This is a genomic window from Marinagarivorans cellulosilyticus (assembly GCF_021655555.1).
Lineage (GTDB): Bacteria > Pseudomonadota > Gammaproteobacteria > Pseudomonadales > Cellvibrionaceae > Marinagarivorans > Marinagarivorans cellulosilyticus.
On record NZ_AP023086.1, the window covers coordinates 3,356,190 to 3,378,856 of the forward strand.

General features: G+C 48.1%; 22 protein-coding genes. 9 read left to right on the forward strand and 13 right to left on the reverse strand.

What is annotated here, in order from left to right; translation table 11 throughout:
- Positions 1-25: 25 nt before the first annotated feature.
- Positions 26-1,807, reverse strand: a complete 1,782-nt coding sequence (locus MARGE09_RS13445; protein WP_236982663.1) for a DEAD/DEAH box helicase — start codon at positions 1,805-1,807, stop codon at positions 26-28.
- Positions 1,808-2,423: 616 nt separating this feature from the next.
- Between MARGE09_RS13445 and MARGE09_RS13450 the strand changes: the two genes are divergently transcribed.
- Positions 2,424-2,876, forward strand: coding sequence for a YaiI/YqxD family protein (locus MARGE09_RS13450; RefSeq protein WP_236982664.1), 453 nt, complete (start codon positions 2,424-2,426; stop codon positions 2,874-2,876).
- Between the two features lie 22 nt (positions 2,877-2,898).
- Here the strand turns inward: MARGE09_RS13450 and metW are convergent, their stop codons facing one another.
- From metW to MARGE09_RS13485, 7 genes are all read right to left on the reverse strand, one after another.
- Positions 2,899-3,489: a methionine biosynthesis protein MetW gene (gene metW, locus MARGE09_RS13455; RefSeq protein WP_236982665.1), complete on the reverse strand. Its 591-nt coding sequence runs from the start codon at positions 3,487-3,489 to the stop codon at positions 2,899-2,901.
- Complete coding sequence (gene metX / locus MARGE09_RS13460; RefSeq protein WP_236982666.1) at positions 3,480-4,628, reverse strand: homoserine O-succinyltransferase MetX; 1,149 nt, start codon at positions 4,626-4,628, stop codon at positions 3,480-3,482. Before metX ends, metW begins: the two co-directional genes overlap by 10 nt.
- 50 nt (positions 4,629-4,678) lie before the next feature.
- A complete protein-coding gene (locus MARGE09_RS13465) occupies positions 4,679-4,930 on the reverse strand; it encodes a MoaD/ThiS family protein (RefSeq protein WP_236982668.1) in 252 nt (83 codons plus the stop codon).
- Between the two features lie 45 nt (positions 4,931-4,975).
- Positions 4,976-5,476, reverse strand: a complete 501-nt coding sequence (gene moaC, locus MARGE09_RS13470; RefSeq protein WP_236982670.1) for a cyclic pyranopterin monophosphate synthase MoaC — start codon at positions 5,474-5,476, stop codon at positions 4,976-4,978.
- Positions 5,469-6,611, reverse strand: coding sequence for a succinyl-diaminopimelate desuccinylase (gene dapE, locus MARGE09_RS13475; RefSeq protein WP_236982671.1), 1,143 nt, complete (start codon positions 6,609-6,611; stop codon positions 5,469-5,471). The genes moaC and dapE overlap by 8 nt, the downstream gene beginning before the upstream one ends.
- A 123-nt stretch (positions 6,612-6,734) precedes the next feature.
- Positions 6,735-7,766 (reverse strand): 2,3,4,5-tetrahydropyridine-2,6-dicarboxylate N-succinyltransferase, encoded by a 1,032-nt coding sequence (dapD, locus tag MARGE09_RS13480; protein WP_236982672.1) that lies wholly within the window; start codon positions 7,764-7,766, stop codon positions 6,735-6,737.
- 40 nt (positions 7,767-7,806) lie between these two features.
- Positions 7,807-8,160, reverse strand: coding sequence for a Spx/MgsR family RNA polymerase-binding regulatory protein (locus MARGE09_RS13485; RefSeq protein WP_236982673.1), 354 nt, complete (start codon positions 8,158-8,160; stop codon positions 7,807-7,809).
- Positions 8,161-8,239: 79 nt separating this feature from the next.
- Here MARGE09_RS13485 and MARGE09_RS13490 point away from each other — a divergent pair, with 79 nt between their 5' ends.
- Positions 8,240-8,659 (forward strand): FAD-binding oxidoreductase, encoded by a 420-nt coding sequence (locus MARGE09_RS13490; protein ID WP_236982674.1) that lies wholly within the window; start codon positions 8,240-8,242, stop codon positions 8,657-8,659.
- A gap of 51 nt (positions 8,660-8,710) precedes the next feature.
- Positions 8,711-9,085: a hypothetical protein gene (locus tag MARGE09_RS13495; protein ID WP_236982675.1), complete on the forward strand. Its 375-nt coding sequence runs from the start codon at positions 8,711-8,713 to the stop codon at positions 9,083-9,085.
- A gap of 51 nt (positions 9,086-9,136) precedes the next feature.
- On the opposite strand, the gene MARGE09_RS13500 is transcribed toward MARGE09_RS13495, so the two are convergent.
- Together MARGE09_RS13500 and MARGE09_RS13505 are read right to left on the reverse strand one after the other, a co-directional pair.
- A complete protein-coding gene (locus MARGE09_RS13500) occupies positions 9,137-10,849 on the reverse strand; it encodes an enoyl-CoA hydratase-related protein (RefSeq protein ID WP_236982677.1) in 1,713 nt (570 codons plus the stop codon).
- A 432-nt stretch (positions 10,850-11,281) separates the two neighbouring features.
- Positions 11,282-12,061: an MHYT domain-containing protein gene (locus MARGE09_RS13505; protein ID WP_236982679.1), complete on the reverse strand. Its 780-nt coding sequence runs from the start codon at positions 12,059-12,061 to the stop codon at positions 11,282-11,284.
- A gap of 353 nt (positions 12,062-12,414) precedes the next feature.
- On the opposite strand from MARGE09_RS13505, the gene MARGE09_RS13510 reads away from it, so the two are divergent.
- From MARGE09_RS13510 to MARGE09_RS13535, 6 genes are all read left to right on the forward strand, one after another.
- Positions 12,415-13,287: a response regulator gene (locus tag MARGE09_RS13510; protein ID WP_236982681.1), complete on the forward strand. Its 873-nt coding sequence runs from the start codon at positions 12,415-12,417 to the stop codon at positions 13,285-13,287.
- Entirely contained in the window at positions 13,287-13,649 is a 363-nt protein-coding gene (locus MARGE09_RS13515; protein ID WP_236982683.1) for a response regulator, read from the forward strand. Before MARGE09_RS13510 ends, MARGE09_RS13515 begins: the two co-directional genes overlap by 1 nt.
- A 13-nt stretch (positions 13,650-13,662) precedes the next feature.
- Positions 13,663-14,181, forward strand: a complete 519-nt coding sequence (locus MARGE09_RS13520; RefSeq protein WP_236982685.1) for a chemotaxis protein CheW — start codon at positions 13,663-13,665, stop codon at positions 14,179-14,181.
- 34 nt (positions 14,182-14,215) lie between these two features.
- The gene (locus MARGE09_RS13525; RefSeq protein WP_236982687.1) at positions 14,216-16,225 is read left to right on the forward strand and encodes a methyl-accepting chemotaxis protein; all 2,010 of its coding nucleotides are present in this window, start codon (positions 14,216-14,218) and stop codon (positions 16,223-16,225) included.
- Between the two features lie 11 nt (positions 16,226-16,236).
- On the forward strand, positions 16,237-19,767 hold the full coding sequence (locus tag MARGE09_RS13530; protein ID WP_236982689.1) for a hybrid sensor histidine kinase/response regulator: 3,531 nt from the start codon (positions 16,237-16,239) through the stop codon (positions 19,765-19,767).
- Positions 19,768-19,933: 166 nt separating this feature from the next.
- Entirely contained in the window at positions 19,934-20,242 is a 309-nt protein-coding gene (locus MARGE09_RS13535) for an isoamylase early set domain-containing protein (RefSeq protein ID WP_236982691.1), read from the forward strand.
- A 98-nt stretch (positions 20,243-20,340) separates the two neighbouring features.
- Here MARGE09_RS13535 and MARGE09_RS13540 read toward each other — a convergent pair whose 3' ends face one another.
- From MARGE09_RS13540 to MARGE09_RS13550, 3 genes are all read right to left on the reverse strand, one after another.
- On the reverse strand, positions 20,341-20,640 hold the full coding sequence (locus MARGE09_RS13540; protein WP_236982693.1) for a DUF2288 domain-containing protein: 300 nt from the start codon (positions 20,638-20,640) through the stop codon (positions 20,341-20,343).
- Between the two features lie 2 nt (positions 20,641-20,642).
- Positions 20,643-21,125 (reverse strand): YajQ family cyclic di-GMP-binding protein, encoded by a 483-nt coding sequence (locus MARGE09_RS13545; RefSeq protein ID WP_236982695.1) that lies wholly within the window; start codon positions 21,123-21,125, stop codon positions 20,643-20,645.
- 151 nt (positions 21,126-21,276) lie between these two features.
- Positions 21,277-22,542: a GGDEF domain-containing response regulator gene (locus MARGE09_RS13550; protein WP_236982697.1), complete on the reverse strand. Its 1,266-nt coding sequence runs from the start codon at positions 22,540-22,542 to the stop codon at positions 21,277-21,279.
- Positions 22,543-22,667 lie beyond the last annotated feature (125 nt).

Here is a 22,667-nt window from a genome sequence, read left to right on the forward strand (position 1 = left end):
GTGCTACGCAAATGCAAGTTTTAAATTAATCTTGGTTGGCGCGCTTCTTTCGCGTTTTGGGCTTTTCAAAACTTGGGCGATCACCAGAAGGGCGTTTGCGCTCTTTGCGGGGCGCGTGCTCTTTGGTATTGCTGCCTGGCGTCATTGGTGAGATTTGCAGCTGTTTTTGGCAAACCCACACCGACCGCAACTTGTTAAGCAATGCAGGTGGCATGCCTGCAGGTAGCTCAACGGTTGTGTAGTTTTCGCTAATGCGAATGTTGTGAATGTGCTGGCTGCTGATATCGGCTTCGTTGGCGATGGCGCCAACAATGTTACCGGGTTTTACGCCGTCATCGCGGCCCACTTCTAAGCGGTAGCTTTCCATGGGTACATCGCTTTCGGTGCGACGCTTACTGCGGCCTTCTCGGCCATCGCGCTCACGGCGGCGGCCGTCGCGCGATGGCCGATCGTCACGCTCTTTAAATTCACGTGGCGCGCGCTCTGGGCGATCTTCTAATAATAGTGGTTGCTCGCCGTGTACCATTTTGGCCAACGCAGCTGCAAGTGCAATTAGGTCGCTGGGGCTTTCGGCTTGCATTTCTTCGATAAGCTTGGTGTAAATGTCCAAGTTTTCGCCGGCAATGGTATCAAGTATTTGCTGCTTAAAGCGTTGTTGGCGCTGCTCGTTGATATCGGCAACCGATGGCAGTTTCATTTGCTCAATATCTTTGCCGGTAGCGCGCTCGATGGTGCGCAGCATGCGCATTTCGCGGCGCGCGACAAATAAAATCGCATCGCCTTGGCGGCCGGCGCGGCCAGTACGGCCAATGCGGTGTACGTAGGCTTCGGTATCGTATGGGATATCGTAGTTGATAACATGACTAATGCGATCAACGTCCAGCCCGCGAGCGGCAACATCTGTTGCGATTAAGATATCAATTTTTCCGTTTTTAAGGCGCTCAACAGTGCGCTCGCGAATGTTCTGCGAAATATCACCATTAAGCGCTGATGCGCTGTAGCCGCGCGCTTCAAGCTTTTCGGCAAGCTCAACGGTGGCGGTTTTAGTGCGCACAAACATAATCACAGCATCGAATTTTTCTGCTTCTAATATGCGCGTAAGGGCATCCATTTTGCTGATGCCGCCCACAGGCCAAAAGCGCTGGCGAATGGTGGTCGCCGTGGTTGTGGTGACTTCAATTTTTACATGCTGTGGGTTTTGTAAATAGGTGTTGGCAACGCGGGCAATTTCTTTTGGCATTGTTGCTGAAAACAGCGCAATTTGGCGGTCTTGAGGGGTGCGCTCGAGTACCCACTCTACGTCGTCGATAAAACCCATGCGAAGCATTTCGTCAGCTTCATCCAGTACTAAGTGCTTTAAACCATCGAGCTTTAGGGTACCTTTGCGCATGTGATCCATTACGCGCCCAGGAGTCCCTACAATAACTTGTACGCCGCGCTTTAAGGCACGTATTTGTTGCTCGTAACCTTGGCCGCCATATATGGGGAGTACGTGAAAGCCTTTAATGTCTTGGGCGTAGTTTTGAAACGCTTCGGCTACCTGAATTGCAAGTTCGCGTGTTGGCGCAAGTACTAATACTTGAGGCGAATGTTGCTTGGCATCGACCATTTGCAGTATTGGCAGTGCAAATGCGGCTGTTTTACCGGTACCGGTTTGGGCTTGGCCCAAAATATCACGGCCTTCAAGCATTACGGGAATAGCTTGCTGTTGAATAGGGGAGGGGGTCTCGTAGCCAATGTGTTTAATGGCTTTAAGAATTTGGTCGTTGAGGCCCAGTTGCTCAAACGTCTGGCTAGGTTGGGTCATGCAGGTTTCCTGTGGTGTTGCGGCGGGAGGTGCCAATTGCGAGGGCGGTAAGGTGCGTGCAAGGAAGCGTGCGAATATGTTGGGCGGCATACGGTTTACTCATGGCGCTACCTTATAATTGCAGTTACGCAATTGAAGGTTAAGTGCATGAGGGCGTCTGACGAGCTCGAAAGCCCAAAGGCTAAGGAGGTGTTGCAAGACGTAGTCGCTGCCGCTAAATGTTTAGTCGCTACCCAAACCTATAGGGTTTGGGTTAGATTCCCTACACCTGCAGCCCTTGCGTCTTCGCAGTGGGGTACTCGGTGCCTAGTAAATTACAATGCCATGTGTAGCAAAGTTGGGTTGAGGATATGTGGTGTTTTGTGTGGTACAACGCCGTTGTATTCACATCAACCGCGTTCCTGCTGGTTGAAAACTCCACCCTTTACCCGCGCATGGCATCTGCCGAAAAGCGCTTTACTGTTATGGCATCAAGTCAAAAGAGGCGCGACTATACATCTAATGGCGCGCCCTGTCTATTTTTTGTTCATTTTGTTTTGTGGTTGTAGCTAGTGCTGGCGTCGTGCATGTCCATCGAATAGGCTGCACGCATGTGTTAATGGGGGATGGCAAAAAAATGCAAATTTGGGTAGACGCCGATGCGTGTCCTAATGTGATTAAAGATATTTTATTTAAAGCGGCTAATCGTGTGCAGGTGCCACTGATTTTGGTGGCAAATCAAGCGCTTCGCACACCGCCATCACCGGTTATTCGGTCTGTTGTGGTGCCGGCCGGTTTTGATGTGGCAGATAATTATATTGTCCAGCATTGCCAGGTGGGGGATTTACTGATTACTGCTGATATTCCTTTAGCGGCTGAAGTCATCGCAAAGGGCGTGCAAGTGATTAGCCCGCGCGGTGAAAAATTCACCCCTAATAATATTGAGCAGCGTTTGGCTATGCGTAATTTTATGGAGGAGATGCGAAATGCCGGGCAAGCAACGGGCGGGCCAGCGCCATTAAATAATAGCGACAGACAAGCTTTTGCTAATGTGCTAGATAGGCTGTTGGCACAAATAGCGCGCGATTAAATAATCGCGCATAACATTTACACTAGCCGCGAATGCGATAAATAGCCGTTTCGCCAAATAGGTTGGGGCGCAGCGGGTGGAGCCATTTGTCCGGCGCTGTTTCTGCTGCAACTTGCCTATCGATGACTTGGTAGTTCAACTGTTTGCACAGCACCTCAAAATCTTTGAATGTACAAAAGTGAATATTCGGGGTGTTGTACCATTCATAAGGTAGCAAGTCGGAGACGGGCATTTTCCCGCCGACGGCTAAATGCCAGCGCGCGCGCCAGTGACCAAAGTTAGGGAAGGTCACAATCGCTTCGCGGCCAACGCGCATCATTTCGGCAAGTACTTTGTCGGGGTAGTGCATAGTTTGCAGTACTTGCGACATAATAACGGTATCAAAACTTTGATCTGCAAAATTGCTGAGCCCGCCATCTAGGTCTTGCTCAATAACATTAATGCCTTTTTTAACACATGCCAAAATGCCTTGCTCACTAATTTCAAGGCCATAGCCGCGTATGTTTTTTGTTTGCGTTAAATGGTTGAGCAAGCTGCCATCACCGCAGCCTAAGTCCAGTACCCGGGCATTAGGTTTAATCCAGTTTTCAATGATTTTTTGGTCTATGCGCATGTGCTGGCGACCTTTTGCATATAGCTTGAAAAAAGCGCTTCATAGCGTGGTTGATTGGGAACTAAAAATGCATCGTGCCCGTAAGGCGATTCGATTTCAGCATAAAAAACATTTTTGTCTGCATGTAATAGTGCGGTGGCAATTTCGCGTGATCGCTCGGGCGCAAATCGCCAATCGCTATCAAATGAAATAACGGCGAAATCACACTGGGCCTGCTGAAAAGCTTTTACCGGGTCGTCTTGGTATTCTCGGGCAAGGTCAAAGTAGTCCAGCGCGCGAGTCATTAGAATGTAAGTGTTAGCGTCGAATGATTTTGAAAATTTACTGCCTTGGTAGCGCAAGTAGCTTTCTATTTGAAATTCTACGGGCACATCGCTGCCTTGTTCAAAACTACCAGAGCGCAATGCGCGGCCGAATTTTTCGCCCATACCATCATCGGATAAATACGTAATGTGGCCAATCATGCGAGCGACAGACAAGCCGGATTCGGGCAGCGTGCTATTTTCTAAATAATGGCCGTCCATAAACTCAGGGTCGGCCATAATCGCTTGGCGAGCGGTTTGGTTAAAGGCTATATTTTGCGCTGTTAGCTTCATTGCGGAGGCAATTACGACGCAATGGCGCAGGCGCTCTGGGTATTCTAAGGCCCAGCGCATGGCTTGCATGCCACCCAGGCTGCCGCCAACAACCGCCGCCCATTGATCAATACCGAGGTGATCGGCCAGTTTAGCTTGATTGTGTACCCAATCGCGTACACGCAGCGGCGGGAAATCGCTGCCCCAGGCTTTTCCTGTTTTTGGGTTGAGGCTGGTGGGGCCTGTAGACCCATGACAGCCGCCAATATTATTCATAGAAACGACAAAAAAATGGTTGGTATCGATGGCTTTACCTGGGCCAATGTACGCATCCCACCAGCCGGGTTTTTCTTCTCCTTCGTAAAAACCCGCCGCATGCTGGCTGCCAGAAAGCGCATGGCAAATAAGGACAGCATTTGATTTTTGGGCATTCAGTTTGCCGTAGGTTTCGACCATAAGGTCGTAGTCTGGCAGCGTGTGCCCGCAAGCTAAAGTGAAGGGCTCGCTAAAGTGAATTTTTTGAGGGCTAACGAGCCCGACAGAGTTTGGATCGGTGGTGGGCATTGGTTACCGTGTAATGTGTAATTGGGGTGCCGCTGGCTGAAAGTTGTTGATTAACCACCGGTTACCGGTGGAAAAAAGGCAACTTCGTCATTGGGGTTTATATCTGGATTGCCGGCGGCCATCTCTTGGTTGATGGCGCAGAGGATACTGGGATCGGCCAGCGCTTGCCAGTGTTGCCCGCGCTGTGTGAGTGCTTTTTTTAGCGCGTCAAGCGATATGGTGGAATCTAGCGGGTAGTTTTCGTCGCGCACTCCAAGAGATTCACTCAGTGCGGCGAAAAAGCACAGTTTAATAGAGGACATACATTAAACTCTTGTTGGTTAGGGGCTGTGCGGTTGAAGGTCAAACTAAGCGTGCCAGTTGCCGCTGCGGCCGCCACTTTTAGCGACTAATGTCGTGCCAGTGATGGTCATGCTTTTATCGACAGCTTTACACATATCGTAAAGGGTTAACGCAGCAACCGATACCGCTGTGAGTGCTTCCATCTCTACGCCCGTTTTGCCGGCAAGTTTGCAGGTTGCCTCAATGCGCACCCGACTAAGCTCGGGCTGCGCTGTAAGTTCGACAGCAATTTTGGTTAGCATTAATGGGTGGCATAAAGGGATTAACTGGCTTGTTTGTTTGGCCGCTTGTATGCCGGCAATGCGCGCCACCGCAAATACGTCCCCCTTTTTATGATTGCCATCGTTAATCATTTGCAGTGTTTGAGGTTGCATTTCGACATAGCCAGTTGCCGTCGCGGAGCGTTCGGTAACCGCCTTCTGGCCGACATCGACCATATGAGCTTCACCTGCGGCATTAAGGTGCGTTAAGCCGTTTTTATCGCTGTTTTTTGTAGATTCAGTCATTAAACAGGCGTTCCATCATGGATTGGTAAATTAAGCTGAGCTTATCTAAATCCGAGGCGCAAACGTGCTCATTCACTTGGTGGATGGTGGCATTCAAGGGGCCAAGCTCTACCACTTGTGCGCCGGTGGGGGCAATAAAGCGCCCGTCTGAAGTGCCTCCCGATGTTGATAGCTCGGTTTCGTAGCCTGTTACGGCTTTAATGGCGCCTGCTGCGGCTTCTACTAGCTTGCCTTCGGCAGTAAGGAAGGGTTGGCCAGAGAGTGTCCATGTTAGGTCATAATTGAGTTTGTGCTCATTTAATATGGCTTCTGAACGTTCGCGCAGTTGTTGTTCTGTAACTTCGGTAGAAAAGCGAAAGTTAAAAACGATGTGCGCTTCGCCAGGGATTACATTGGTTGCGCCGGTGCCACTGTTAAAATTTGATATTTGAAAACTGGTGGCAGGGAAGTGATCGTTGCCGTTATCCCAGTGTTCTGCGCTGAGTTGCGCAATGGCTGGTGCCACCAAATGAATGGGGTTGGCGGCTAGGTGGGGGTATGCAACATGGCCTTGTTTACCTTTAATGGTGAGTTGCGCACCTAGCGAACCGCGCCGGCCATTTTTAATAATATCGCCGACTTTGTTCGTGCTGGAGGGCTCGCCTACTAGGCACCAAGTGATTTTTTCATTGCGGGCTTCTAGCCATTCAATCACTTTAACTGTGCCATTAATGGCGGGACCTTCTTCGTCACTGGTAATTAAAAAGGCGATGCGGCCGTTGTGGTTGGGGTGCTCTGCAATGAAATTTTCGCAGGCGGTAATCATGGCGGCAAGGCTGCCTTTCATATCAGCTGCACCGCGGCCGTATAAAATATCGTTTTCGATTTTGGGTTCAAACGGCGGGTTATCCCACTGCTCTTGTGGCCCTGTGGGTACCACATCGGTATGGCCTGCATAGGCCAGAATGGGGCCATCGCTACCGCGCACAGCCCAAAAGTTATCTACATCACCAAAGCGTAAACGTTCAGCTTTAAAGCCAATAGCCTCTAAGCGCGCAATCATCATTTCTTGGCAATTGGCATCTTCTGGGGTGACAGACGGTTGAGCGATTAAGTCGCAGGCGAGCTGCAGGGTAGGGCTTAGGGGGTTGGTCATGAGTAAATCTTTAGTGTTGGTAGGCTAAAAGCGCAGGGTTGCAAGTGATGCGGATATAAAGGCCTGCAGCAAGAAGGTGGCTACAGGCCTTGTGCGTACTAAACAGCTAAGTGCTAGGTAGACTTAGTTGTTAGCGTGCAATTCTTCGTTTAAAGCAATAGCTGTTTTATTGGTTTTGCATTCCACAGCACCAGTAAGCGAGTTGCGACGGAAGAGTAAGTCGGCTTTGCTGGCAAGATCGCGCGCTTTTACTTCTTTGACTGGTTGGTTGCTATCGTCGAGTAAAATTACTTTAGTGCCTGCGGTGATATACAAACCAGACTCTACAGTGCAACGGTCACCTAAGGGGATGCCGATACCGGCGTTGGCGCCAATTAGGCTTTCTTTGCCAACAGAAATAACGATGTTGCCACCGCCAGAGAGCGTGCCCATTGTGGAACAGCCGCCACCCAAGTCGCTGCCTTCGCCGACAATAACACCGGCAGAAATGCGGCCTTCAACCATGCTAACGCCTAAGGTGCCTGCATTAAAATTAACAAAGCCTTCGTGCATGATGGTTGTGCCTTGGCCAATGTGCGCACCTAAGCGTACGCGGGCTGTATCGGCAATACGTACGCCAGAAGGCACGACGTAGTCGGTCATTTTGGGGAATTTATCAACGCTGTCGACACTGATGACTTGGCCCTTTAAGCGGGCTGCTAGTTGTTTGGCGGGCAGCTCGGTTAGGTCGATAGGACCTTGGTTTGTCCATGCCACATTGGGCAGCGAAGCGAAAATACCTTCGAGCGAAGTTTCATGCGGTTTAACTAAGCGATGGCTGAGTAAGTGAAGCTTTAGGTAGGCTTCGGGTACAGTTTTGGGGCCGTTGTTTTCGCTTAATACCACAGCAACGATTGGAGCTTGGCTGTCTTGTAATTGGCGTGCAAGCGCGGCTTGCTCCGAATTATTACCCTCTAGTGCGTCTGCTAGGGCGGCCAGCTGTGTACTGCTGGGAATGTAGGTGCCTTGTTCGGCGTTAACATTTAAGGCTTTGATAAAAGCTTGTGCTGTTGCGTTTTCGGGGTTGACCAACGGTAGGGCAAAAAATGTGTCTAACCAGTCACCATTGCTGTTTTGGTGGCCAATACCTAATCCGAGGGCATAAACTTGTGTCATTGTGTTTTCCTAATACGACTAAACGATTTAAAAATAAAAATTATGAGGGCGAGTGAAAGAGTGCGCTGTACTGTGCTTCACTAAAACCAACACTGACGCCATCGTGGTGCTCGACAAGGGGGCGCTTGATCAATGTTGGGTTGGCCAGCACTATGGCTAAGCCTTGAGGTTGTAAGACGCGCTCTTGATCTGTTGGCGATAACTGCTTCCATGTTGTGCTGCGCTTGTTGATGAGCGTATCGGCGCCGAGTGCCTCGCGCCATGCGTCTATTTGTTTGAGTGTGAGGCCGCAAGTTTTTACATCAAAAAACTCATGCTCTATATTGTGCTCATTGAGCCAAGATACGGCTTTTTTTACGGTGTCACAATTTTTTATGCCATATACACGGATCATGCGAAGTTCTCGCCACGTTGCTGAATGGAGGAATCAAGGGGTGCAAGCATACCATAAGCGTTCATTCTCTTGTTTATGTATGCTATTGATATTCACTGCTTTTACTGTTGTTAATGGCGTCAAAGCGCAAGAAAGTGCGCCGCAGTTATTACCCTTTTCAACTGATGGCTGCTCGATGTTCCCCGATGGTACTGTTTGGGATTACACCTTGTGGCAATCATGCTGCGTTGCCCATGATATGGCTTATTGGCAAGGTGGTGATTACATGACGAGAATGGCTGCCGATGAGGCTTTGCGTGTTTGCGTCGATGACCTTGGCGAGCCAGCAGTTGGAGTAGCGATGCTGATTGGTGTGCGTATAGGCGGCTCGCCTTATTGGCCGACATCCTTTCGCTGGGGCTATGGCTGGCGTGAGCCGCGTGGTTATAAGCCGCTGACGCGCGAAGAGGCTTTGGTGGTTGAACGCATGCTACAAAAGCAATCGTTAATTGCGCATTAATCGTGCAACTTTATAGGGTGTTATCGCCATGAGTTTTTATAGGAGGTGGGTATGAGAAAAACGCTATTAATGCTGGGGGGCGCGCTGAGCTCTTTGGTTGGCTGTGCGACAAATGGTCTGCAAGGACAGTGGCAGTACAGTGATGGCAATACGACGATAGGTTTGAATTTACAGGCTGAGGAGTTATGCGAGCTATCGCTATCGCGCTTTGTTCGCGACGACATGAAAAAAACGTGCCGCTACGAGACGAATAAACACGACAAGGTTGCCGACCCTAAAGCGCCAAAGGGGTATTTGGTCTTTTTGCATGATGACGCGGGTAATTGTGATGTTTTTGCGGACTTTGAATTTAGCTATGATCGCGACGCCGAGCTGTTGACGTTTCTGGTAGGGGATACGCCCTTCGTGATGGAAAAGCTAAAGTAGGATTGTTATGCAGGAAAAGCGGGAGGGTGTGCCCCCCGCATATAGAAAGATCTAAGCGACGTTAGCGTTTGAGGCTGAGGCCTGCGGTGCATTTTCATGCTGCGCTGCTACTGGCGGTTTGCCTTTGTACACAAACAGTTTGCGTTCCATGTGGTAAGAGCTTTCTGGGTTGTAAAAAATCTCTCTCATTTTGGCAAGTTCTTCGGTACGGTATGCACTTAAAGGCTTCGCTTTCTCGTCTGCTGCTCGCTGTGCTCGCTTGCGTTCAAGCTCAGCTGATAAGTCGATTTGAGTTGATTGCTGTTGGCAGAAGTGATGCAAATGTTCGTGGTATTGCTCCCAGTCCTCCGGCAGCATTTGATCCGCAAATTGGCAATTAATAGCTTCGCTCGCTAATAGTGGCTCGCATTGGCTTGTGAGTTCGGCGGCGAGTGATTGGCCTACGCGTTTTGGTAGTAAGTAGGTCCAGTACTCGGAGCCGTATAGCCCCATTTTTTGGTAGTGCGGGTTTAGTACGACACCTTCGCGGATAATAACTTTGTCGCAAGCGAGCGCCAAAATAGCTCCCCCAGCTCCGGCATTATTGCGAAGCGCGGCAACGGTAAGCTGGTTGGGGGTATTTATGATTTCCTCAACCACGTCGTCGATAGCATTAATATTCTGCCAAGATTCCAGTGCTGGATCGCTAGCGGCTTCAATGCAGTTTAAATGTATGCCGTTACTGAAAAAGTCTTCGCCGCCCATTAGGACAATCACTTTAGCATCACTAGTTTTTACTTGAGCTAAGGTGTGTTTCAGGCGTAAGCATTGCTGCGTGTTGGCAGCGCCATTATAAAAGTCAAAATAGACGTAGGCGGTGTCGCCTTGGCGCTCTACGCGAATATCGTCAATGGCGCTGGAATCGAAGTCGCCAATTAAACCTAAATCGCTATTGCCGGCTAAAACATTAATCACTCTGGCCGCTGGTAGTTTAATGGCTGGCAAGTCTGGGTGTGTTTTACACTTCATTTGCTTGATCCAAACGGCGCCATCGAGCGTGCCGATACAAACCGCACCGTGGCGAATCGCTAGTATTTGCTTGGGCTTGCCTTTTAAGTGTGGCTCGTTCGCGGGACCAAAAAGGTGAATGTCGTGGCCAAGCAGGTGGTCTAGTAGGCCTGGTGTGGTATCGGCAGCAAAGAGTTTTTGGATGATGGTATGGGTGTTGTCTTGGTCCCAATTAATGGCGCGCATCGGTTGTCGTAGCAGCGGGTTGCAAGTGCCTTCAACGTTGGGGTTATTGTAGTCGAGCGGTTTGGGTGTGAAGGCGGTGTTCTCGAAGTCAAGCAAAGCCTGCTTTATAAGCGCAACGGCGGTCGAGCTAACCTCGCGCTTATAAACACTGGTTTTGCCTGCACGGCGAAGGGGGAAATTTTGTGTGCCCCAAATGTCACCAGCATCCATTTCGCTATCGGCTTGTAGCAGCGTAACTCCCCATTGGGCAGCATCTTGAGTAATGGCATAATCAATGGATGAAGGGCCGCGATCCCCCTCAATACCTGGGTGCACAATAAGGCATTTATGAGCGCGCCAAATGTCTTCTGGTATGCGATGGGTAAGAAATGGACACAGAATTAAATCAGGCTGAAAGGCTGAGATCTGTCGTCTTAGTACTGGCTCGTCCATGCCGTAATGTTGATCAATATCATGTCCGAGTAATACTAATTCTCTTAAAACACGCTGGCACAGGCCGCTAAATGAAGAGGCGAGAATCAAAACTTTCATGAAGTCTTCCTTAGGTTAGTGGGTTAAATATTTCTGGAGCTATTCATCCTAGATGTTAAAGGATCTATATGTAACATATGTTAAACAGCCCGCGGCTAAAAACTGAAGTATTCAGTGCTTGAATATTGAAGTCCATAAAAATTGCTATGTTCAGCAATTCCTATTAGCTGATTTTGAAATAACTTGACGCCTGTATCAACAAGTTATTGTGGGCTTTGGTGCTTAAGTGCGACAAAATAAGACCCTTAAGGACAAATTATCATCATTGCTTGGGATGTTATAGGAGGCGGGGAAGTAATAACTTTTTATTAGAACTCATTAGTCTGGAGTTATATGTAAGGCTTAGATAAGGGATATAACGTAATGATGGAAAAAACGCCCGAAACCGTAGACGGCATCGAGCGTTTTTAAGGAAAGCGAATAGTGGCTAACTTAAGCGCGAACGGCGTCTTCGTCGTCCTCATCATCTTCTGCTTCAAGTGCTTCATACATACGCTTATTTAACTGACTCAGCGTGACGATTAGGCAAAGCACCAACATGATCATGGCAAAACAGAAAATGAAGAGCCCCATGGTTAAGGGTTCAACCCCAGACTCTGGCATCAAAAGGTTGTGATTTGGTGTCATAATCATGGCCTCCATGCCGACGTAGTGCATGCCGCAAACAGCAAAGGCCATAACAAACGAAGCGCCAATCATTTGCAGCGTGCCTTCAAGGTTGAACGCTAGCCAAAAAGCAGCGGTTGCCGCGGCGATTCCAATAATGACCGATACAATAACTAATGTGTTGTTGTAGCTCATGTCGGCCGCGGTAATCATGGCGGCCATGCCGCTGTAGTGCATGCTCGATACCCCCGCACCCGCAATTACGCCTGCAATTAGCAGCATCGCTAATGAATTAGGGCGAATGCTTAGCAGGTAAAGCCCTAGGCCGACCACGAATACAGCAATAGCAAGAGAGGCTGCTGTGAGTAATGGATCATAAACGACAGGCATGCCCATATCGTAAGCGATCATGCCAATAAAGTGCATTGCCCATACGGCGCCGCCACCCAAAGCAAACGATGCAGAAATAATCCATTTTCCGCGTTGGCCTTCTTGGGCGTTGCGGATGCCGCGAACAAGTTGAAGCCCCGTGTATGAACCAAAGGCTGCAATGAAATATGAGAGCGCTACAAGAAAATAGTTGTAGCCAGGTTCGGCGTGGATCACGAGTTGTGTACTCCTCTAAGTGTGGCGAGTGATATTTTAGTAACATGTTTCTAAGTTGGCTTGATGAATCAGCATACTCTGAAATGTAGTTCATGTTAACGCTAGTATTGAACTTGTAATAGGTTAGAATACGCGCCATTGCTAGTGGCGAGAAGCTCTTGCTGCCAAAAACATTTGGTTTGCGCCATTTTGTTTATTTTTTAAGCAATGCGTTCTTGGTGTCGCTATGATGTATTTGGTGGCTTGTGTATTTTCAGTGCTGATGTTGCGTGACACTTCTTGAAGTGTAGCAACGTTCATTACCTGAATAGCTAAACATTATGGTCTTTGACCTCTAATTCATATTGATGTCTATGCAACAAATTACAGCGCAAAAACCAGCGGCATCTCGCGAGTTTACAGTTGGCATCATTGGGGCTAACCCGAATGCGCTTGCTGCTTTTAAACGTATCTTCAGTGTTACTGGTTATCGAATTCGTGCATATCGCGCGGTAGCTATTGCCTCGAATGCAACTAGTGTCGCCGGCGATGTTGATATTTTAGTGTTATGTGCAAATAACCCTAATGTTATGGCGCACTGGTTTAGTCGTCGCGAGTCAGGTGATATTCAAAAACCGATTATCCGTTTGGCCAAAACAGGCAGCGCCCTTATTGGTGATGAATTGATTGTCCCTGTTCCACTAAACCCGAGTAAATTCTTAAAAACCTTAGATGACTATACGATTAAAGAGTTAAAGTTTTTCCCTGAGTTTGAGATCGGTCGTGATGATGGTCGGGTTTCGGGTGAGACCTTGGCAGGTATTCGATTATTAAAAGGTGGCGTTGGTGATAATGTCCTTCCGGGCTTAAAACGGGCATTGGTCGTTGACGATAGCTTGCCGGTGCGCAAGCAAATAGAAATTCAATTTAGCTTGCTTGGCGTGCAGGCGCATTTGGTCGAGAGTGCCGAGCTGGCATTAGAGCAAATGCAGCGTATCCAATACGACGTAATTTTCTTAGATGTTGTTATGCCTGGCATGGATGGTTATGCCGCTTGCAAGCGTATACGAAAGTTAAAACAATATAAGTCTACACCTATTGTTCTACTGACAAGCCGGTCTTCTTCTTTCGATAAGTTAAAGGGGGCTTTGGCCGGCTGCGATACTTATTTAGTTAAACCTATAAATCACAATGACTTTGAAAATGTATTGAAAAAACATTTCAAACCGCAAGGAGATAAACAGTAATGACCACTAGCAAAATTTTAATTGTTGATGATTCGCCCGTTGATTTGGCTAATTTGAAAGGTATTGTTGAGGAGGCCGGTTATAGCGTTGTGACAGCCTCGGATGGAGAAGAAGCTTATAAAATTGCTAAGTCGGCGCGCCCAGATTTAATTCTGATGGATGTCGTTATGGAAGGCGTGGATGGTTACGAGGCCTGCCGTTTGATAACCAGTGACCATGAAACTGGAAAAATCCCCGTTATTTTTGTTACCAGTAAAAACCAGAAGGCCGATGAGGTCTGGGCAAAAATTCAAGGTGGTAAGGCGGTAATTCCTAAGCCGTACAAAAGCGAACAAATTTTAAACGCTATTCAAAGCGCATGAAGTTAACGGGCTTATGAATAAACTTACTGGCGCTGCTTTTAACCCGACTGACGCCATGCCTCAGCCTGTTGATACCCCGATGGCCTCAAATCGTTGGGATAGGCAGCGGGGCTACGGCGTTATTCTTGGCGGTATTCATATCCTGCTCCCTATTGGTGTGTTCTGTGAGTTTGTTTCCCAGCCAATTTTGACAACTTTGCCCAATTCTCCTAATTATTTCTTAGGTTTGATGAATCTACGTGGCAACTTGGCGCCAGTTTACGACATTAACCGCTTTATAGATGGCGACCGTTCCGCCCCTGCCGTGCAGGCTCGCCAGGTTATTATTTTAGGTAAAGGTGACGATTGTGCTGCATTACTGTGTGATGCGCCCCCTAGAACGTTCGATTTAACCTACGTTGCTTTTAATAAAGATTTTACCGCTGCACCTGAGTCAATTCAGAATTTGTTAACCCGCCGGTTTATGATTGATGGTGTTCCGTGGTTTGAGTTGGATTTTCGAAGTACTTTTAAACAATTGGCAGCACAGTAAATTTTAATTTCACGCTCACCTTGGAGTGATTCTTATGAATTTCCTTTTTAACTTGCGAATATCTCAGAAGATTATGGCGCTTGTCGCTGGTCTTTGTGTGGGTTTTATCGCAATTGGTATCGCTTATTTTGTGCAAATTAATATGCAGACACAGCAAGCGAAAGAGCGTGCACAACTCAACCAGTTGCAAGCTGCGTTGGTATCGTTAGCGACGCAAAGCAGTCAACTTAAGAGTAATTTAGACGGTAAAGCCGATGCTGAGGCATTGCTTGATCAGTTGCGTAGCAGCAAGTTGGCAAATGGTTCCGAGCTAAGCAATGTCACAGATTTGTTGAATCAATTTCTTGTGGCGGTTGGTGAGCAGGCGGCTGTACAAAGCGGCTTGCTTGAACGCGAAAAGGCGTTGGACGCGGCGGCGCTCGCGCTCGATGACGTGGTGGTTGACCCGTTGGCACTGGCGCAGTTGCGCGCTGCCGAATTTGCGTATCGTGCACAGCCAACAACGACAGGGTATGAAGCTGTTTTTGACAACATCGAGATGGTATCCCGAGAATCGGTGATCAATGCGTTGGAGGTCGTTGATGGCTATTCGGCGGCTTTTGAAGAGTTTGCATATTCTTTGAAAAATGCGCAGGTTCTTAGCGCGCGTGAAGGTGAACTGGAGCGAAGCTTAAATAATGCCTTGGTTGTTTTGGCTGCTACGGTGAACGATCAAGTTCTATCGACCGAAGCTGCAGCGGCTGAACTGGCACAGTTGATTGTTGCTGCGTTTATTGTGATGGTATTTGTGATCGTGACGGCAACAGCGATGGGGGTTTACTTTATCTATAAGAGCATTGTTTTCCCTATGGCGCACATACAAAGCGTGATTCGCCGGATTAACCGAGGCAAGCTCAAGGCGCGAGTAAAGCTTATTGAAAATGACGAGTTAGGTGATTTAGGGCGTGCTTTTAACCAACTGCTTGATGAGCGTATTCAAAACTTAGAGGAGCAATCGTTAGAGAACGAGCGCCTAAATAACTCAATTATTTCTTTAATTCGTGCGGTAGGAACTATTGCACGCAAAGACCTCACAATTAAGGTACCTGTGTCTGCCGATATTACCGGTACAGTATCGGATGCTATTAACCTATTAACATCAGAAACAGCCAAAACATTGGCCCAAGTGCGCACTATTTCTGGTGAAGTCGATAAAGTTGCCGATGTACTACAGGTTCAATCATCGGCAGTTGTACGCGTAGCTGAAGATGAGCGTAAACAAGTTATTGCCACTGCCAAGGCGTTAGAAACCTCCGCGCGAGCGATGAACGATATTGCTGCTAAAGCAGGTGATGCAGATAGCTTAGCCAAAGAGGCGATCTCTAGTACGCAACAAGCGCGTGAGTCGGTAGAAGGCGCGGTTGCCAGTATTTTAGGTATTCGCGAAACCATTTCCGAAACAGAAAAGCGTATTAAGCGCTTGGGCGACCGCTCGCAAGAAGTTTCTGGGATTGTGAGCTTGATTAACACCATTGCTGAACGAACACACATACTGGCCCTAAATGCCAGTATGCATGCGGCTTCTGCGGGTGAAGCGGGTAAAGGGTTTGCGGTTGTTGCCGATGAGGTTCAGCGCTTGGCTGAAAATGCCCGTGAAGCAACAGCGGACATTTCTTCAATGGTAAACAATATTCGTGTCGAGACATCGGATACGGTAAATATTATGAATAAGCTTATTGCCGAAGTGGCGGCGGGCACAAAGACTGCTGAATTGGCAGGGCGCCGTATGAACGATACCGACAAAACGACTAATGAGCTTGTGCAGCTTGTTGCGGTTATGGCGCAAAGTGCGATTAGACAAGCTGAAGTAACGAGTCGAGTGCGTGACCGAGCGATGATTATTCGAAACTTTACCGAAAAAACGGGTAGTCAGCTGGGGCAGCAAAAAGCCTATACCGATGGTTTGAAAAATCAATCTGCTTCTCTGGTTGCTCAGGTAAACCTCTTTAAGTTGCCCAGCGAACTGCTCGAAGCAGAGTCCGCACTTTTGACTAAAGCCAGTTAGTAGGCTGCACCGTGGCATACGACAGCTTATCGGCCGATCAGCAAGAGCTTCTTGATTTATTGCGCAATGAAATTGCGGATTATGTAGGCTCCGAGCCCGAATATTTGTGGAGCGATCACTGCATATGGTCTGAGCATTTTCAGTATGTCGGAGGGCAGTTAGAGCATTTATCTCGTGCAGTGCAAATGGTTGGGCTTGCAGGCTTGGCCATCAGCTGTGACTATCTGGTTAAAACTTTTTATGAGTTAGCCGCGCTTAAATTGCCACCGCCAGAACCTGTGCAGGTGGCGGTGTCGCGTTGGCCGATTGTTTTTTTAGGCTATTTACAAGGTGTGTTGGCCAAAGGAATTACTGCAAGCGGTGCGCAAGAATTAATTACTTACTTAACTGGTCCAGATTGGCCAATGCCATTATCTGCAGAAGATAGGCAGTCGCTATTGGCTGCCTTTGCTGCATCAGATGTAATAGTGGATGAACATGAAAATCTTTATCCGCAGGCTGTTTCTGATGAAGATGCCAGCTTGGCTGCGCCCGATGATGTTCGGCCTGAGTTGCTGGATGGTTTAATTACCGAATTGCCTGCACAGTCAGAATCATTTTCAGCCTCTATAGAACATTATATTCGAACGGGTGACGGCTCTTATTTGCTGACGGCCCAGCGGGTGGCGCACACCATTAAAGGTGCAGGCAATGTTGTCGGCATTCATGGCATCGCTAACTTAATGCATTACTGCGAGGATTTGCTTGAGGTTCACCAAAAAGGTGCTAGCGCTGGTGATGGCTTTGCGGACCTGTTATTAGATGCTGCAGACTGCCTAGCTAACATTTCAGATTACTTGCAAGGCTTTGCGCCTGCTCCTGATAATGTTGGTGCTTTGCTGGAGCAATTGCTGCAGGTGTTACGTGGTGATGCCTCGCTTAGCGAACCTGAAATGCCTGAATCGATGGCGCCACCTTTATTGCGCGAGTCAGTAGAGCCGCTAGTGAATAAAAGAGGCGCTGTTGTTGAATTGGAGGATGAGCTTAGTAACGAAGCGTTGGGTTTTGGTGATGTAGATTTAACGATATTGGACATTAGCCCAGAAGCTGACATGGCGGTTAAAGACGAGCAGGCTCCGTGCGCTGGCAGTGTCGATTTTGATGAAGGGGCCGGTGTTGCTGGTGTGGTCGATGTTCATGAAAACATCGATTTTCAAGAAAGCTTTGAGGGTGCAGCATTAACCAAGCAGCCGAATGAACGTTTAGAAATATTGCCAGCAGAGAATACAGCTGCCAACGAAATGGATATTGTACTAGCCGAAGATATAGCGATTGACCGTCAAGCTATTGATGAGCTGCTTGTTGATGACGCTGAGCTTTTTGCGGTGCTAGAGGATAGTGCTGATGATTCGTCCTTGAGTGATATTGATGCGCTTTTGGATGAGGTTGATATTGATGATGTTGGTTTAGATGCATTATTTGGCGATGAGTTATTAGATATTGAGGCTCTGGCATCGCAAGCTGTTGAGGAGCACTCGGGCGATAATATTGCGGCCCAAAATGAGGATTCGATTGCTGAGCAATTGGTGCCGTCCGATGAGGCGTCAGCTGCTGATGTCGATATACAAGCGCAAGATATTTCTTCGTCACTTGAGCCTAAAATTCAACCTCAGTTTACCGGCGAGAACAAGAGTGCCAATGAAGAGGAGGATTCAAAACCTCAGTTTAACCTTACTATCTCAGATGATAAGGCGACGGACTTGTTGCGTGTTGCAGGTGAAATTCAAATTGCCAATACCCAAATATTGTCGCGCGCAGGAGCGGCTCAAGGCGTTATTGAGTCGGTCTTGCGTTTTCAGAATCAATTGCTGGAGTTAGCTGAAGATTTAGATAAACGCTTAGCGCGTGAAGGCGCAATGTCGGTAGCGGCTGGCATTAGCGGCGAGTCTGAAATGGATCCTTTGGAGCTTGAGCGGTATAACGAGCTGCACAGTTTTGCGAGCCGCTTGCAGGAAGTGACAACCGATGCCAAAGAGGCAGTCAAAGATGTGGATCAATCGCTGCTCGAATTAAAAGGTATCGTCACCGATCAGCGCCAAATGGGTTTTGAAATGCAAAACCAAGTGCTGGGTATTAGGATGTTGCCGGCGTCTGTTCTTACGTCTCGTTTTTCTCGCGCAGTAAGGCAAGCTGCTCGGCTAACGAAAAAGTCGGCGGTGCTCGCTGTAGAGGGCGATGATGTCATGGTTGATTCGAGGGTGCTGCATACAATTGCTGACCCGATTCTGCATCTGTTACGCAACGCAGTTGATCACGGTTTAGAAACGACGGCGGCCGCTCGAGAGGCCAATAATAAAAGTGCTGAAGGCGTGGTTACGCTAAGTTTTGAGCGGGTGGGCGAGTCCGTGCGTATTTGTGTGAAGGACGACGGGCAGGGCATTGATTACGCCGCTATCGAAAAGCTCGCTATCGACAGGGGGCTTATCGCGCCGGATCATGATCATAGTTCCGCTGAATTACAGCGAGTGATTCTGACGCCAGGGTTTAGTACGCGTGCGCAAGCAACGCAAACTTCAGGGCGAGGCATTGGGCTTGATGTTGTTAATGATCAGGTGAGGCAGCTTAAAGGCACGCTGACAATGTCGAGTGACCAGGGAGCTGGCACAGAGTTTGAAATATTGGTCCCTATGAGTGTGATGTCTGCGCACTTATTGATGGTGTCGTGTGAAGAGCAATTGTTGGGGCTTATTAGTCGTGGTTTACAGCAAATTATTTATTTGCAAGCAGGCGATATTCAGCAAAATGATCAAGGTGAATATTTTTATCTGTTGCAAGACGATGAGGTACCGGTGTTAGCATTAAATGTTATTGCCGGGTTTGCTTCAGAGGCGAATATTAGCGCCTGCACAGCGCTACTTATTACGAGTAAGGCTGGTGGAGAGTTGTGTGGCATTGCGGTGGAGCAAATACGAGCAAGTGAAGAGCACGTAATCAAACCTTTAGGTCGCCTAACATACAAACCTATTGGCGTTACAGGGGCGGCTATTTTGGGTAGCGGCTCTATTGCTGCAGTTATGGATGTCCATGATCTGCCGGCTTTGCGATTTACTAAAGAGGAGCTTCTCCATTGGCAAGAGCGCACCGTGACTGCTCAGCGCGCGCAGCAGTTGGTGCGAAAACCCATTGCATTAGTCGTTGATGATTCGCTAAGCGCGCGGCGCGCGTTAGCGCAATTTATGGCTGACTTAGGCTACGAGGTTGTGACTGCCAAAGATGGCTTTGAGGCTATTGCTCAAATTGATAATATTGTCCCCACTGTAGCGCTTATTGATTTAGAAATGCCAAGAATGAATGGTTTAGAGTTGGCTGCGCATATGCGTTCGCAATCGCGTTATAGCGCCGTTCCTATAGCGATGATTACATCGCGAACTACGGCTCGGCACAAATTATTGGCTGAAAACGCAGGTGTCGATATCTATTTAAATAAGCCCTGGAGTGACGACGAACTGATAACAGCGTTGACACAACTGATGCCCGACATGGCTCAGGCAGCTAGCGCATAAAATAATGGTTTTTATTGCCCCATTATGACGCCTAAAGTTGAATAAATTTTAAGCAGGCTGCGATTTTGTCATAGAATGAAAGTGCTATCGAACTTGCGCGAATAAGGGCGATGTAATACCTGAAAAGTGCTTCCGTTTAATATACGACGTAAATTACGGTCCTGTTATGACAATCGAAAAAAACTATCTTAAAAGTAAGCCTATTTGTAAGGTTAAATTCATCCTTCCGAAGCAGCGCTTACAGGGCGCAAAAACCGTTCATTTGGTCGGAACATTTAATGATTGGGATATTGATGCTCAGAAGCTGCGTAAGCAAAAGACAGGTGAGTTCGCCGCTACACTCTCGCTGCCCGTTGGGGAAAAGCATGAGTTTCGTTATTTATTAGATGGCGAGCATTGGGAAAACGATGAATCGGCCGATCAATACGTGCCTTCGCGCGTTAGCTACGAAGAAAATTCGGTAGTGGTAGTTTAGGGCTTGTTTAATTGCGGTAATCGCTTACCGCAATTAAAGCCCTGTACAGCTACTGATGCAGGGCTTTTTCACTTTTTTAAAAGCGTTAATGCGAAACATTACTCCGCTTTTAACTCCTGTATCAGAACCCATGGTGACACGGCAGCAGCCCATAGGGTTGGGTTGCTTTTGGACCACAATTGAGCTTGTTCATCATTGACTGGATGAATGGCTTGGCTTTGCGTCCACTCTAAGAACTGTGCCTTGTTATCTTGGATAAGCTCTGCTCCCACCTCAATTAAGTCCAGTGGCTGCGAGACGTATATCAGCTTCCCGGCAGCAAAAAAGCGTTGTAGTTCTTCCCAGCTGATTTTGGCCGTCTGAGAAAGCAGCTCTTGTTTTGCGCTTGCTTTATCCATAATTAATCTCGGAAATTGTTAAATTGCAGTGGCTGGCCTAAATCTTCTTTGCGCAGCAGCGCCATAACGCCTTGAAGCTCATCGCGTTTTTTGCCGGTAACCCGAAGCTGTTCGCCTTGGATACTTGCTTGTACTTTTATCTTGCTGTCTTTAATGAGTTTGACGATTTTGCGGGCTAGATCGCTATCAATGCCTTCTTTAAAGCGAATACTTTGGTTGACGGTTTTACCTGAGTGGGCTGGCTTGCCGATGTCCATGGTGTTGCTGTCGACTTTTTGATGGCTAAGTTTGGAGCGTAAAATATCGATCATTTGCTGCAGTTGAAAGTCGTGTTCTGCCTTAATGACTAGGTGATCTTTTTTCCATTCAAAGCTGGCTTCTACACCACGAAAATCAAAGCGGGTTTCAAGTTCTCGGGATGCGTTTTCAATGGCGTGACGGGCGTCAGTGGTGTTGACTTCAGAAACAATATCAAAAGAGGGCATGGTGTATTCTCGTTATGTGCAAGCGGGCATTTTAACCTAGAAACTGCCGTTGAGAGGCAAAAAGATGCGTAGGCTTTTTTGATTCAACTGCAGTTTTTAGGGTTAAAGGCCTGGCGCTAAAACAGAAGTGGCGTGGTGATTTGGCAGTTTTTTATAGCAAAAAGCGGTTTATATTGGCCAGCAAGCTGCGGCTGTCGACTGGCTTGTGAAGTACCACAAGTTGGTCGAATGGCGTGTGGGCATTGGAGTCATCCTCGTTGGTAATGAGGATAATCGGGACGCGCACAGCGTTAAGCTCTGAAAGGTGACGACAAAAGTTGAGCGCTTGATTAATGTCGTCGTCATCGAGCACAACAATATCGGGGTTTTGCTGTTGCGCTGCGCTGAGTGCGTCGGTGTATGTGTCTGCAGAAATTAGGGTGCAGTGGCTAAGCAGCTGTTTTTCTATCATTGGGCGTGTATGACTATGCTGGTCGAGCAATAGCAGCTTGGGTAGCGGGGTGTATTGGCGTACGGAGACGCAGTTTCTACCGTTATCTTTTGAGCGATAAAGGGCCTGATCAGCGGCATGTACTAAGGAGGTGAGGTCACCGTTTTGGGTGTTGTTGAGTGTGCCGCCGCCAATACTGATAGTAACGTATTCGCAGGCACTGGATTCTCTATGCTCTATGCGTAGGTCCAAGATAGCTTCTCGAATTTGTTCTGCCACGTGGCGCGCGCCAGATTCTGGCGTGTTAGTCAGTAATACAATGAACTCTTCCCCGCCAAAGCGTGCCACCATGTCGCCGGGGCGGTTGGCGCATTGCGCAATGGAGGCTGAAACTTTGCGAATGCAATCGTCGCCGGCAATATGGCCATAACTATCGTTGAAGGCTTTGAAGTGGTCTATGTCTAGCAGCAGAATGCTAAGTGGGTCGCGTGAACGGTTGGCTTGTCGCCAATAATCTTGTGCGCGGTTTTCAAATGTTCGTCGGTTGTAAAGCCGAGTAAGGCTGTCGCGTTCGCTGAGTTCAGTAAGCTCTCGGTTGGCTTTATTGAGCTCGTTACGCATGTCGATAATGCGTTCCATTGCGCGAATTTTGGCTTTTAAAATTACCCGGCTAACGGGTTTGATGAGGTAATCGTCGCCGCCAGCTTCGATGCCTTCTTTGAAGTCGCTCTCTTCGCTTTTCCCGGTTACGAAAATAATGGGCACCCAGTGTTCGCCCAGCATTTCGCGAATAAGGCTGGTGGTTTCAAAGCCGTCGAGGCCTGGCATTTCTACGTCCATGATGATCATGTCGACAGCGGTTTCGTCCACGATGTGCATGGCTTCTTCGCCGTCTTGCGCCAATATTGCCTCGTGGCCAACCTCGTTGATATAGCGGCTGATGGCGTAGCGAAGTGTGGCGCTGTCTTCAACCAGTAGTATTTTCATGGGGCAATCATTACTCCGTGTCTACAAAAAGTGTATCACAGGGTGATTTTTGTGCTGAGAGTTTGCCGCTTTAATTACGTGAATCAGATGCCTATCGAGGTGGCTTTTAAGGGCTAATTTCGGTA